The organism is Pseudomonas sp. ZS1P83 (assembly GCF_054897825.1).
The window spans coordinates 2,622,480-2,636,847 of the sequence record NZ_CM142706.1; the positions used below are offsets into that span (position 1 = coordinate 2,622,480).

6 protein-coding genes are annotated in these 14,368 nt (G+C 59.5%); all 6 read right to left on the reverse strand.

Annotated elements, in window-relative coordinates; all coding sequences use genetic code 11:
- Positions 1 to 17 precede the first annotated feature (17 nt).
- From ACYZT0_RS12500 to ACYZT0_RS12525, 6 genes are read right to left on the reverse strand one after another with little or no spacing between them, the layout of a single operon-like run.
- A complete protein-coding gene (locus ACYZT0_RS12500) occupies positions 18 to 572 on the reverse strand; it encodes an isochorismatase family protein (protein ID WP_131062078.1) in 555 nt (184 codons plus the stop codon).
- A gap of 47 nt (positions 573 to 619) precedes the next feature.
- Positions 620 to 2,032, reverse strand: a complete 1,413-nt coding sequence (locus ACYZT0_RS12505; protein WP_462046099.1) for an FAD-dependent oxidoreductase — start codon at positions 2,030 to 2,032, stop codon at positions 620 to 622.
- A gap of 30 nt (positions 2,033 to 2,062) precedes the next feature.
- Positions 2,063 to 2,911: an ACP S-malonyltransferase gene (locus ACYZT0_RS12510; RefSeq protein ID WP_462046100.1), complete on the reverse strand. Its 849-nt coding sequence runs from the start codon at positions 2,909 to 2,911 to the stop codon at positions 2,063 to 2,065.
- Between the two features lie 13 nt (positions 2,912 to 2,924).
- A complete protein-coding gene (locus ACYZT0_RS12515; protein ID WP_462046101.1) occupies positions 2,925 to 8,537 on the reverse strand; it encodes an SDR family NAD(P)-dependent oxidoreductase in 5,613 nt (1,870 codons plus the stop codon).
- Between the two features lie 31 nt (positions 8,538 to 8,568).
- Positions 8,569 to 9,375, reverse strand: coding sequence for a polyketide synthase dehydratase domain-containing protein (locus tag ACYZT0_RS12520; RefSeq protein WP_462046102.1), 807 nt, complete (start codon positions 9,373 to 9,375; stop codon positions 8,569 to 8,571).
- Complete coding sequence (locus ACYZT0_RS12525) at positions 9,372 to 14,246, reverse strand: beta-ketoacyl synthase N-terminal-like domain-containing protein (protein WP_462046103.1); 4,875 nt, start codon at positions 14,244 to 14,246, stop codon at positions 9,372 to 9,374. The genes ACYZT0_RS12520 and ACYZT0_RS12525 overlap by 4 nt, the downstream gene beginning before the upstream one ends.
- Between the last annotated feature and the right edge of the window lie 122 nt (positions 14,247 to 14,368).

The following is a 14,368-nucleotide window of genomic DNA, read 5'->3' on the forward strand; positions in this document are numbered from 1 at the left end:
GCAGGCCCTTTGTTCGCTTAGCGGATGTACCGCCCGTCCAGGTACTTCATCGCCAGATCGATGTAATCGGGGCGCGTGGAATGGCGTATGCATTCGAAGAAAAACATTTCCCGAGTCAGCACGCGTATGCCTGCCTGCGCCAGATTGGCCAGCGCGTGCTGGTGATCGAAAAGATTACGGGCGCTGCACGCATCCGCCATCACGCTGACCTCATAGCCCAATTCACGCAGCCCCAGTGCCGACTGCAGCAGGCACACATGTGACTCCGCCCCCGCCAGCACCACCTGCCGCCGACCGGTGGCCTCAAGCGGATGGGCAATCGAGTCATGCGAGCTGCAGTCGAACCAGGTCTTTTCGAGGTAAGAGGCGGCGCCCGCCACCTCTTTCAATGCCTGGGACGGTGCGCCGAGTTTGCTGTGTTCGATAATCAGCGTTGGCACGTCGAGGGTCTGTGCCACATCGGCGAGCCAGCAGCAGTTGTTCAGCACTTGCGTGCCTTCATGCAGCAACGGAATCATTTCCAGTTGCATGTTGAAAATAACCACGCATACGTTGTCGGCCTTGATCAACATGATGAAACTCCCTGTCAGATGATGTGTTCGCCAAGCCCTGGGTCGGCTTAAACGATGACGTCCTTGATGAACTTATGAGACTGGCTTTTGTGCAGCGAGGTGCCTTTGGCGGCAGCGAACAAGAGGCTGCCCAATGTCGCCTTGAAGCGTTCGGAGGGTCGGTGTACCCCCATCAGGTCCTTGATGACATTGAACTGAATGGTGGCCAGGTTGTTGTCGGCATAAGGATGGTCGGCACCCAATCGGTGGGCAATGACCATACCCGACACTACCGCCCCTTCGTGGCCGGTCAGTGAGGTGTCGGTGCCGCAATACCAGAGCTTTCCAAGCCCTTGAATGCGTCGATAGCGCGATTTCTGGTAGAAGTCGATCGGACGCAGCTTCGGCAACTTCCAGTGCTGTTCATGAACCTGCCGATCAGGGGCGATCGCCTGTTTGGGGTCGAACGTCACCAGCACCGGTTCACGCACATGGGCATAGGGCGCCAGGGCATTATTGATTCGCGTCAATTGCCCGTGGTCCGTGCCCTCGAGGCCTGAAGGTCGGGAAAACTCGCAGTACTCACCGCGCCCGCCTTCGACCAGCACCTGTTCGTCGGTGTGCAGCACACTGCGGGTCGGGACATAGTCGAAACGCGAAAGAATGTCCCGTTGCTCGACGGTCGGAGCTTCAAGCAACTTAAGGGTGACATCGGCGTGCGTGGCAAATACCACACTATCGAACTGTTCAATGTCGCCTTGTTCGGTCTCGACCAGCCAGCCGCGACCGGTGTCCTTGCGCACTTGCCGTATCGGGCACGCAAGGCGCACCCGCGCGCCCAGTAACTCGCCGAGCAGCAGCAAATAACCATCGATGCCGCCCTTGGCTTTACGCCAGACGCCCGGCGTAAAAAACGACAACAGACTCATGTTGAACGAGATCGCCACGTACATGAGTGTGTATTCCAGCGAAGGCGCATTGCACCCGGAAAACGTCGTCAACAAGGGCAGCAGCGCCTGTTGCCTGAAGGCTTCGGAGTAGTTGCGCTCGGTCAGGAACTCGCCAATGTTGAGTTTCTTGTAACGCGGATCACCGCCGCTGAGCACCTGGGTCATGTCCAGATGAAAACGGTCGATCTCATCGGCCAGTTCACCCCGCAGTCGCCCCCGGCCATGGAGATTGCTCCAGGCATTGTCAACCCCAGGAAATGCCGCGCGAAACGACATGGGCGCGATGTAGGTATCGATGCCCAATTGCTGCAACATCGCGAACAGGTTAGGGGCCAGGCGCTCGTTGAAATACTCCACCCCCATGTCCACGTGAAGCGTGTCCTCACCCACACTGAAATGGTGGGTATAGGCATGGCCGCCCAAGCGCGGTCCGGCCTCGAACAGTGTGACATCGTGCAGTGTGCGCAGCTGCCAGGCGGCTGTCGTACCTGCCGCGCCGCCGCCAATAATTGCAATCCTTTCGCGTTTCATATCGACCTCGTCCGTGTCTGTAAGCGCAGTTCAGTTGTGCGCAAGCAATTGAGCGTTAAGGCGGGTCAAGACCTGGCCCGGTCCGACTTCCTCGAAAGCAATCTCGTCAAAGCGTGAACACAAGGCTCGAATGCTTTGGGTCCAGCGCACCGGACGAATAAGCTGCAAGCCCATTTCTTCCAGCAAGTGCGCCTCCCCGAGACGCTCGCCACTGGTGCTGGAAATAACCTGTGTGCCGGGAGAACCCAGGGTCTGTTGTTGCAGGAACGCGACATAGCTCAGCCGGGCCGGTTCCATGTAGCGGGAATGAAAAGCTCCGCTGACGGGAAGCCGCACACAACGCAGGCTGTGCTGTTCCAGCGCTTTGCACGCCGCGTCGATATTCTCGGACTTACCACTGATCACTGCCTGCACCGGGCTGTTGTAGTTGGCGATATCAATTTGATGAAATTGATGTTCAAGCAGCAACTCGGGTAGCCGTTCGACGTTCTCGCCAATGATCGCCGCCATCGCCCCACCCTGCACATCCGCCATCAACTCCCCCCGCTTGGCCACCAGCCGCAGGCCGGTCGCCAGGTCAAAAGCCCCGGCGCCGAACAACGCGGCATACAAGCCCAGACTGTGGCCGATCAACAGTTGCGGCAGGTCACCGGCTTGCTGTTGACGTTCAAGCCAGGCCAGGCAACTGACGAAAAAAATCGCCGGTTGGGTGTAAGCCGTCGAGTTCATGCGCGGGGAGTCTTCACCCTTGCACAAGGCGGTTATTGAATAACCGAGAATGTCGTCGGCGATTTCGCATTGCAGCGCATAGCGGGCGAACAACTCCCGCCCCATACCAGGGAACTGTGATCCCTGGCCGGGAAACATACCTATCAACATGAGCGTTCCTCTCTTAGTCCAGGTCGAAGGCCACGATCCGCGACGGTCTGTGAGCCGCCGAAATGTCGCGGTCGATGCCCGTGGGCCGCTCAGTTTTCAATGCACTTTTATGCACCACCACCGACGTCAGCTCACGCATGACAATCAGGGGTCGGCCCTGGCCGTCACTGAAGAGCAAATCAAAGGTCACCGATCGATCACTGGCCTGCGCCGGGCGCATGACGCAGTGGCAGAACACCGCTTCATGCTCCGGAATGCGCAACACCCGACATTCTCCCAAGTGGTAAGGCACCAGCAGTTCGTCCGCGCCAAGACCCCGCAATTGCGGGATCAAAATGGCGGTTTGCAGGCCGCCATCGAGCAGTGCCGGCGATATCCGGTAACCCCAGTCGCGTCCTGCATCGAGCAATGTCCTGACACTGGTCTGCGCCACCTTTGCCCAACGCAGAGGTCGCAGATCCTCGCCGTACTGGTAACCCAGCCGAGTGAACTGCCGGTAAATCTCCTGATGCCCGAGAAAGGTCGACGAGGGTTCGGGAGCCGGCCAGTTCACCACCGTGTTTTCGACAGCAGGTTGCAACAGCCCTTCGCAGTAAATCTGTGCGTGATCCAGGGAGCGCAATTCGAATCGCTCACCGTTGATGCCCAGCAGCACATCATCCAAGTCACGAATGACACTGCGCCATATCACGGCCTTCAAGGTCACGTCGCGGCGGTTCTCCAGGCAGTGCGCGAGAGCCCACGCGGCCGGTGCGATCTCAGTGCCAAGAATCGAGTGTTGGCGTACCAGATCATTGGCGTGATGGAATGCACTTTGTGTCGACTTGACCCACGACCGGGTTTTCTCGAACGGATAACCGGGCAGTGAGATGACCTCGCGCAGGGGAAAGAATGCGGACCATGCAATGTCCTGCCCCGCCCTGAACGCCAAGACCAGTTCGGCGGCCTGAGCCGCCTGCAGCCGACCGCTGCCGGCCAGCGCTTGAGCAATCGATGGTGCATTGACCGGATCGGCAACCGCAGGCGCACGCTGCTGCAAATCTTCACGCAGCAGGCTCAACAACTGCGCCTTGCTTGAGAACACGTACCCCTGGCGATGGGAGAAGTGTTCCCGCGCACAACACAGGGTGTAGCTGATGGCGGTGAGCGACGGATCGTGCTGCTCCAGCCAGTCGTGCAGAGCGTCGATTTGACGTTGTAAACCCGCCTCGGTACGCGCCGACAAAAGCGCGATGTTCACCTCGGTCGTCGGCTGTGCCACCGGCGCCGGCACCGACTGCAACACCGCGTGGGCATTGGCCCCGCCCGCGCCAAAAGAACTGACAGAGCCGTACAAGGTTCCGTTGGCCGGCAAGGCCTGGGATTGCTGAACCAGGTAAAACGGCGTGTCGGCAAGATTCAGCAATGGGTTGATCTGCTGCGCATTGATCGAGGGGGCCAACGTACGAGCCTGCAACTGTTTGAGGACCTTGATGACGCCGGTCATCCCCGCCGCCGACTCCAGGTGCCCGACGTTACCTTTGACCGAACCGATGGCGACTGAGCCTGGTGCCACCCCTTTGAACACGGTGCTCAGGCCACGGATCTCGATCGGGTCGCCCAATTCGGTGCCGGTGCCGTGAGCTTCGACAAAATGGATATCGGCGGGCGTCAACCCGGCACGTTCAAGGGCTTTGCCGACAACCCGCGATTGCGCTTCCGGGTTGGGGGCCGAGTAACCGTTGGATTGGCCACCGGCATTAATGGCAGTCCCGCGAATCACACCATAGATACGGTCATTTGCGCGGATCGCATCGGCATAGGGCTTGATCAGGATCGAGCAGATGCCTTCGCCGTCAACGAAACCGTCCGCCGCTGAGCCGAACGGGCTGCAGGTGCCCGAGCGCGACAGCATGTGCAGGCTGCAGAGCTGCTCGTAATGACGTGGGTTAACGATCAAGTTGACCCCACCGACCAGCGCCTGGGTGCAGTCGCCGTTGCGCACCGCCTGACACGCCAAGTGCAGCGCGGTCAACGACGCCGAACAGGCGGTGTCGATGGCCATGCTCGGCCCCTTGAGATCGAACAGGTAGGAGACACGATTGGCAATGGACCAGAACAGCGACGTCGGCGTCGGATCTGTCGGTTCTTCGGGCCGATGCCAGGCATAACCGCCATTCATCACCCCGACGAAGACGCCGGTTTCACTGCCCTTCAGATCACCGCGCCGATAACCGGCATCGGCGAACGTCTGATAAGCGTTCTGCAAAAACAGGCGCTCCTGGGGGTCCATCCGCTGCGCTTCAAGCGGCGTGATATTGAAAAACTGGTGATCGAACGCGTCGACATCCCGCACAAATCCACCGATCGAGGTGTAGCTCCCTCCTTCAAGCGGACTGCGCGGGTTCTCAAAGCCTTCCAGCGGCCAGCGCTGGCCAGGAATAGAAGCGGTGCACTGGCGCCCAGCCTGCAAACTGGCCCAGAACCCCTGCACATCATCGGCATCGGGAAACTGTCCCGCCACACCGACGACCGCCAGATCATCGGCGCGCGCCGGCGACGCAGCGTCCATGCCGGCGCCGGCGGAGGACGTTTGCGCGGGTTCGCGCAGTGATTCGTTGGCCACCATTGCAGGCTCTGAAGCCTGCGGCCCGACGGCATCGGGGTATTGCTGCTCCAGGTAAGTCGCCAACCGGTCGACTGTGGGGTATTCGAACAGCAATGTCGCCGGCAAGTAGCCAAAACGCTCACGCAACGGTTTAAGCAACTCCAGAGAAATGATCGAATCGATGCCGTATTCCTTGAACGGCACCGTGTCCTCCAGCTCATCAGGCTCCATCAACATGGTCTCGGCTATCACCTGACGCAGGAGCGCGCAGGCCGGCCGCAGCGAGGTTGGCGCCGCTGCGCCGACAGTGACGGCTGGCGCGAGCGACGGTGGCGCTGTCGGCGTTACTGCGGCTGGCAGTTGCTGTGTACCAGCGGCGAGCGGCGGCATGGCGCCGGCCGCGCGCTGCACCACCTCGCCGAACTCCGTCAGGAAGTACCGTGTCAGACGCGCGATGGTGGGATGTTCGAACAATACGGTGGCCGGCAAGTACCCAAGGCTTTCCTTGAAAGGTTTGAGCAACTCCATCGCAATCAACGAATCAACGCCGTACTCGTTGAAAGGCTGGTCAACATCGATTTCGTCTTCAAAGGCGTGCAGCACATCAGCGATCACCCGGCGTACCCAGTGCTCGACCGGCGTCTGGGAATCACCCGCGGCGCCAACGTTCGGGGTGGCGCCGGACACTGCCGCAGACGCATTGGCAGAGGCGTCAAGCCTGGCAACGATCACTTGCTGATCCTCGGAACCGTGGCCGATCGTTGCGCTGAATCCGGCATCGCTGAGCAACGATTGCCAGGTCGCGGCAGCCACCAGCGGGCTGTTGGGGATCCGGTAAGGATCAACACTCAACCACCAGCCTTCTGTCAGGCCAAAGGTCAGCGTGGCGTAGTCCTGGCAGGACGTTATTTCATTGAGGATGAAAATGCCTCCGGGCGCCAGCCGATCACGCACATTGGCCAGGGTTGCCGGGAGATCGGCGGTCGCATGGATGACGTTCGTCGCGATGATGACGTCGTAACGCTGATCGCTGGTGGTCGGCCGCGCGATATCGCAGAGCTCGTAACGCACGAATCCGTACTCGGAAAAACGGCTGCGCGCCTTGTTCAAAAAAGCATGGGACAGGTCAGTGAAGGTGTAAGTAGCCTCCTTCCCTTGCAATACCGGGAGCACGAATTGACAGGTACTGCCGGTGCCGGCACCCACTTCAAGCAACTGCAAGGGTCGTGCTTGTTGACGGGCAAACCTGTCGACGACCTGTGCCACGATGTTGTTGAAATAATCCGCCAGGGGATTGTCCCGGTACACCGGCTCGACCAGCGCGAAACTTCCTTCAGGAAACAGCACAGTCAGCGGGTCAATTTCTCCGCTGAGTATTTGTGGATAGCGCGCCAGGCAAGCGTCGAGCAACGCGACATGTCCGGCGCTTTCCGGAAACTCGCTCAACAGTTGCTCACGACTGGGGCCGTGGCTCTGTGCAATGGCGTTGATGGCAGCCACCAGTTTGGCGTGTCGGGGTACTGTAACCGCTGGAATCGTGGTCTGCGCCAGGCGGGCACGTGCGTAATTTTGCAGTCCCAGGGACAAACCAATATTGCGGCGCACGCTCTCACTGTCGGGATCAAAGGCCGGAACGACTGCAGCCAACAGCGATTGCGCAGCGTTCACTGGGGTCTCTATCCCAGCCTCCGGATGAGGGCTTATACGCAGCCGTTCCAACGCTTGCGGCGACGCCTTGACCACACTGATCTGGGGAACGGCGCTGTGCAGCAACGCTTCGATGATCGCCAGCCCCTCCGGCGCCTCGATCGAACCGATCTGCAGCTTTTGCATCCGTTCACGGTAGAGGGGCGAGGCCACAATGCCGATAGACCCCCAATACCCCCAGTTGATGACTTTGGTGTTGACCATCAGTACGTCACGCAGCAATCCACCCAGCGCGTCCTTGCTGACACAGGCCGCCGTGTAGTTGGCCTGACCGGCGTTGGCAATGTAGGACTGGATCGAGGAAAACAGCAGGACGAAATCGAAGTCCCGCCCACGGACTGCATTCAACAGATTGACCATGCCGTGCAACTTCGGCTCCAGCACACGCATCAACGCCTGTTCGGTCATGTTGCTCAGCACCGCATCATCGAGCACCAGCGCTGAATGAATGATCCCGTCTATCTCGGGATAACGCGCCAACAGTGCCGCGACCGCGGCCGCATCAGCCAGGTCGGCCTGTTCATACACCACACTGGCGGCCAAGGGGCGCAGATCAGCGAGCAGTTCATTGGCGCTGGCGCGACGACCGACGAGAATCAGACGGGCCTGATAACGACTGGCCAGGTAATGAGCCAGCATGCTCCCCAGACCACCGGTAGCCCCGAATATCAGGTAGGTGCCAGCTTGTTTAAAGCCCTTGGCTGAATCGACCGGTGCCAGCGATTGCGCGGCCAGGGTCTGTGTCCACCACTGATGGTCATCAAGGGTGATCGGTTGGCCGCTCTCGACTGGGAATTGCCCCTGCAAGGCCGCTCGAAAATGGTCCTGGGTGAACGCCGCCAACGAGAAACAGCGTACGTCCCAGCCACTGAATTCCTTGGCAGCCGTCTGCCCCAGACCGATGTAGACACTGTCGACCGGATGGGTTGGCGCTTCGGCAGCCGGTGAGACGATCGACTTGACCGTCACGATATCCAACCGCAGATGCGCCAGTTTGGCCAGCCGCTTGTTCATCTGTAGAAAGACTTTTATCGCCTGATCATCGATGCCATCGCGCCAAGGCGTGACCGACATGAAAACAATGCGCGAAGCCGCACCGCTCTCAACCAGGCGCCCTATCCGCTCGACGTTTTCGGCATTGAGCAGCAGCGACTGCGCATCGGGCAACCACTGCTTGAGCGCTTCGAAAGTAGCGACCTGCCTGGCCGGAACCACGACCAGAATGTCACGCTCGATGCAGGAGCGAGTGTCGGGCTGAAGCTTCGAACACTGCCACCGAGGTGCGTATATCAATGATGCAACCTGGGAGAACGGAAGAACGGGCTGGCTCATGTTTCACCTCCATATGAATATGATCTGCGCTTTACAGAAGAGACGGTTTGACGCCCAGGTCGCGAACCGAAATCAGCGGTCTGCCGTCATGGCTGAGCACGCAAATGTCGGTTCGAAACTCAGTGTTTTTCTGGGTAGTGACCCAGTATTCATTCGTGTGACTGAAGTCGATGGGCGCATGCAGCACCAGCGTGCCGAGCGAAAACGGCATCAGGCTGCCGCGCTCGGTGCCAATGGAAATGGCCATGCCCGATTGAAACGCGCAGTCCAGTAGATTACTGAAGCAAAATCCGGCACCGGCCTGCCTTGAAAGCAACGCCAGGGACTGTTGCTCATGGATGCGCACATCGCTGATCTTTTTGAAGAACGGGCCGTAGTCGATCCCCATGCCCGTGAATTCGGCGTACACCTGCTGATGGCTGAAATACCGGCTGAAGTGCCGCCCCAACTGCTCGCGAATACGTTGCCCCTGCGCAGGAACGTCCGTTTTTGCGGGCTCGGCGCAGAGGTAGCCCAGTGCATAGGTATGTTCCTGGTCACCGACGGTAAACGCCAGACGCTCATCGCCGACCGGCTTGAACTCGATGTTCAGTCGCGGGGCCGGGACGTTGCCAAGAAACGGCCTGAGCCACAGGCAATCTTCCAAAGTGCTTGTCGTGTAATGCGGAAAGAGCAGCTTCGCGGCATTCAAGACCAGCTCCAGGTAACTCACGCCGGGCAAGACCGGCATCGAGCGCACCTGATGATCGGAAAAGCACGGATGATGGGGCGGCACACAGAGCGTCGCGGCGTGGCCCCGGGCGTGAATAAAAGGGGCAAAAATACCCTCCCCGATCATCTTGCCGATTCCTGCGCGGCACGGTTTGGGCGTACTTGGTCAAACCAGTAGTCGCGTTCGTCGAAGCGATAAGTCGGCAGATGCACTCGCTGCCCGCTTTCGCCCCGATGCACGCTCGCCCAATCCAGTGTCTCGCCCTGCAAGAAGCATTCTCTGAGGGCTGACAACGCTTCGTGCCGGGGCAGGTCTGCGCGCAGCGATGCAGCAGCGCCGCCATTGGCTTGAGCGGCCGCACGCCATGAGTCCGACGGCAGTGCCAGTTGCTGCACCAGATCTGCGAGACTGCCGGCCACCCAGGCCAATCTGAATTCCGCCTGAGCACGACCGCTATTGCACGTGTAAGCAACCTGTTCCAGGTCAAGGAGCGACGGATCGGTCTGCAACTTGTGTGTCAAAAAGTCTTTGAGCTGTTCACGCATGGCCTGCAAGGCTTTGTCGCTGGCAGCGGACAACGTGACCAGATAGCAGGCGTGAAGATTGGCACATCGCTCACGGCGCGGCGCTTGGCCAACGACCAGATGAGCATTGGCGCCACCGAAACCGAACGAACTGATACCCGCCACCTGCGGCGAAGGCCACGGCCGTGTTTGGGTGAGGATCGAGAACGGGGACTGCTCAAGGTTGATCAGTGGATTCAACCGACTGAAGTGATGGTTCGCCGTCAGGGTGCTGTGCTGCATGGCCAGCAGCACTTTGGCCAGCGAGGCGGCCCCGGCGGCCGGCTCCAGATGACCGATATTGGACTTTACGGCCCCGAGCCAGACCGACTGCTCAAGCTGGTTCGGACACAGTTCGCGCCAGGCTGCCTTGAGCGCATCAATTTCGATCGGATCGCCCAACAACGTACCGGTGCCGTGGGTCTCGATGTAACTGACTTGCGCTGCGAGCCCGGGACTGTAGACACGGGTCAACAGCGCCGCCTGAGCCGCCGGGTTAGGCGCGGTCAGGGAGTTGGCCCGCCCGCCATGATTTTCACCATGCGCCAGTATCACACCATGAATGGCGTCTCCATCCTGCCGGGCCTGACGCAAGGGTTTAAGCAAGAAACAGCCCACGCCTTCTGCTCGGACATAGCCGTCGGCAGACTCATCGAAACTGGCACAACGAAAACGCGGCGACATGAAGTTGCCGGCCTGTAGCCCCAGGGAAATCTGATCATCGGCAATCAGGTTGATGCCGCCCGCCAGCGCAACTTCACAAACACCCGAAGCCAGATCCTGGCACGCCTTGACCAGTGCACTCAACGAACCTGAGCAGGCGGTATCCAAGGTGAAGGACGGGCCGCGCCAGTCGAAAAAACTCGACAGACGATTGGCCAGAATACTCAACGAGTTGCCGGGCAAGGTGTACGGATTGGGTGGCGTGGAGAACCTAGCCTGCAGAGTGGCGTAGTCGGCGCCTGTTCCTGCGATATAGCAGCCGGTTCGACTGCCGGCCAGGGCTTGCGGCGCATAGCCGGCGTCTTCGAGTGCGCGCCAGCTCGTCTGCAAGAGCAGGCGCTGACGCGGATCCATGTAGTTGGCTTCCAGCGGTGAAATGGAAAACAGCCGGGCATCGAACGCCTTGATATTTTTCAGAAACCCGGCCTGAAGCGGCGCGGTAAAACCGGGACGCGAGGTGCTGGAGATCAGGTTTCGATTGTCCAGCAAAGCCTGCCAGAACCCCGGGGCCTCAAGGTCTTCAGGCATCAATACTGAATAACCGATGATCGCGATCTGATCGTCCTGTTCAGTTCGGGTCGCTGGCGGCTGTGTCTCACGCGCCTGCTGGCTGTCGGCATCACCGTTTCGCGGCTCGCGGTCCGACAGCTCTTCGCTGATGGCAGCCAGCGTGTTGAGAGCATAGAAACGATGGGGGGCGATACTCACCCCCAGTTCATCGGACAGCGCCTGAGACAACAGGTTGTAGGAAATCGAGTTCAGCCCCAGCCATCCCAGAGGCATTTGTCGATCATGGACATCCACCCCAAGACAAGAAAGGATAATGGCCCGGACTTTGGCCTCGCTGCCCTCAGACTCGTTGGTTGATGGCGCCAGCGCTGAAACAGGAGTGACTGCGCCAGAGGGCAGGACGCTCAGCAGCGCCAGCGGTTCGCTGGCCAGGCGCCGCAAATCGACCTTGCCACTTGTGGTAAGCGGGATCGCCTCTAAACGCAAGAGAGCGGCCGGGACCATGTAAAGCGGCACTGCTTTTTTCAGGTCAGCCAGGACGCGCGGCTCATCCACTGCATCGACCTGCCCGGACCAGTAAAAGCTGCACAAGTGAGGGACGGTGCCGGCACGCACGACCGTGAACACCTCCACCGGCCCCAGCAACGCCGCGAGACGCACGTTGATTTCATCAAGTTCGATCCGATGACCATTGAGTTTGAGCTGACTATCGGCCCGCCCCAAATACGCCAGCTGCCCCTCGCCGAAATTTCTGACCCGATCACCCGTACGGTAGACCTTGCCCTGTACGCCGGCTACATCGATGAATGCCTTATGGCTGTCGACATTCAAGTAACCCGGAGCCACGCTGGCACCACTGATCAGCAGCTCTCCTGCCTGGCCATTGGCGACGGTTTGCAGGTGCTCGTCAACGACATAAAAGCGGCTGTTGAGTACTGGGCGGCCGAGGTAAATGACATCGGGAACTTCAATGCGCGCGCAGGAAGCCCAGATCGTTGCCTCCGTAGGACCATACACGTTGTACAGCAGGTGCCGGTCCCGGAGCAGGAACTGCGCGATATCAGCAGTCAACGCTTCCCCACCGCAAACAATCGTCAGCCTGCGGGGACAGGACCAGCGGGCATTCTTGAGCAATCGCCAGGAGGCGGGAGTGGCCTGAACAACCGTGGCCGCAGAGTCATTGATGTGCCGGGCGAGTGCCGTCGCCGAGCGCCGAATCTCATCATCGACAATTTCCAGTGTGCCGCCGACGACCAGTGGCAGCAGCAGTTCGAGAATTGAGATATCGAAGCTGATGGGCGTCAACGCAAGGAAATGGTCTTCCTCGCAGAACCCCGGCTCAAACGTCATGGCCATCAAAAAATTCGATAGGTTGTCCCGGGTCGGTGCGACGCCCTTGGGCACACCGGTCGAACCTGAGGTGAACAGGATGTAGGCCTGATCGCAGCCCCGCTCCCGAAGCGGTTCCTCACTGACACTCGACAGTAGCGTGGCGACGTGAGGCAACTCGATCACCAGCACGCCGGGATGGCGAGCCTGTAAACCCGCGACATCCGCCTGTCCGTCGCTGAGCACAACCGCCAATCGCGTCGTGACAATGATCGCGTCCAGCCGTTGTTCCGGCAGCGCGCTGTCCAGCGGGATAAACGGAACCTGAAGCTTCAATGCTGCGAGCATCGACACCGGTATCCAGGAGGAGCGCCCCAGCATCAGGCCGATACCGTGCTGCAGCGCAGCTCCCTCGACAACCGCTTGAATCTGCCGGGCCAGATGCAGGGCCTGGTCCGACAATTGAGCATACGTCAGCACCTGTTGCGGCGACTGCACGGCGATTTTTTCGGGGCGCAATTGCACCTGTTCACGGAAGCGTGCAACCACACTGTCGGCCTCGGTCAACGCCATTGCATCGCCGCATGACGCCGGGCGCAAGGGTTGGGCAAACTCGATGGCGTCGATGGCGGTATCGCCGTCACTCACGAAGCGATTCAACACCTGCATGAGGTTATCGGCCCACTGGTGGACCAGGGCATCGGTAGCAAGGCTGCGGGGGATGTCGACACTCAGGGACAGCCCCTTGGCATCGTGATGGAAACTCACCCCCAAGTCGTATGGCCCCCCGGTCGATGGCGTTTCAATCAATTCGACCTTGAGCCCTTCCAGCTCAGGGCAGACGCTTGGCAACAGTCCCTCGGACTGATTGACCACTACGTTCAGAACCGGACGATTGCGGTTCAGGCGCTCATCCGCCAACCCCAGCAACATCTGGGGTGCCAGTTGCTGATGCGGCCTGAGGGTTCTGCGCTCCCGATCCACATGGCTCAGGTACTGGCGAGGCGACCAATCCGGATGGTGTGGAATCCACAAGGGCACCAGGCTGGTGAAGCACCCCAGCGCATCGGGTTGCTGTCGAGTGTCGAGCGTGTGGGTAATGCTGACCCCTTCAAGGTCCTCATCACTGTAGCGGGCGATCGTGACCGCCGTCGCCGCCACGATCAACCTGAACAACGTACTGTTTGAGGCTTCGACAAAAGCCTGGAGGGCAACATAGGACGACCCGGTCAGCGATCGTCTGACCGTCACGAAGGGGGATTCGCCTCGATGTCGCCCCTTGAGAAACGACAACGTCTGGCCGAGCGGGTATCGGCTCAGCCGGTCCTTCCAGAAGGCGACCGTGTCGGCCGATTGAGTGGCTGCCACGCAGGGACGACACCGCCGGGGACGTTGAGCGTCACTGAGCAGGTGGGGCCGGACACACCCTTGCCCGTAAAGTCGGGTCAGCAACGTACAAAAAATCCGGTAGCACTGCCCGTCGAAAATCAGATGGCTGAACGTCAACCGAAGATGGTGAACGTGCTCCGAGATCTTCGTCAGGGTGAAGCGAAACAGCCGGTTTTCCGGGAGCAACGCCGCAGAAGCGGGCAAAATGCCGGGGTGACCATGGGGTGCACTTTCGACGTATTCGAGTACATATTCCGGCATCGCCGCCGGATAAACATGAAGACCAGATTCTCTTCTAACAAATGTACTCAATGCACTTGGGTAATCGCGACATATCAAAATACACAGGGCATCATCCAGAACACTTGCCACTATATCGCCATGAAGCAGGAATCCATATGTCAGCGTACAACCAGGATCATCCGGATTCTTCTCGATTCGATCGAATATAAGTTCCTCATGGCAACTCGCGAGCCTGTTCATTGTATATCGGCCCTCCCGGCCATTCTTGACGCCCAATTAAACGCCTAGTCCATAAACTCTTAAAATTCACATAAATACAATGAGTTATAACTATACAACGAACAGAAAAACTCTCTAACGAG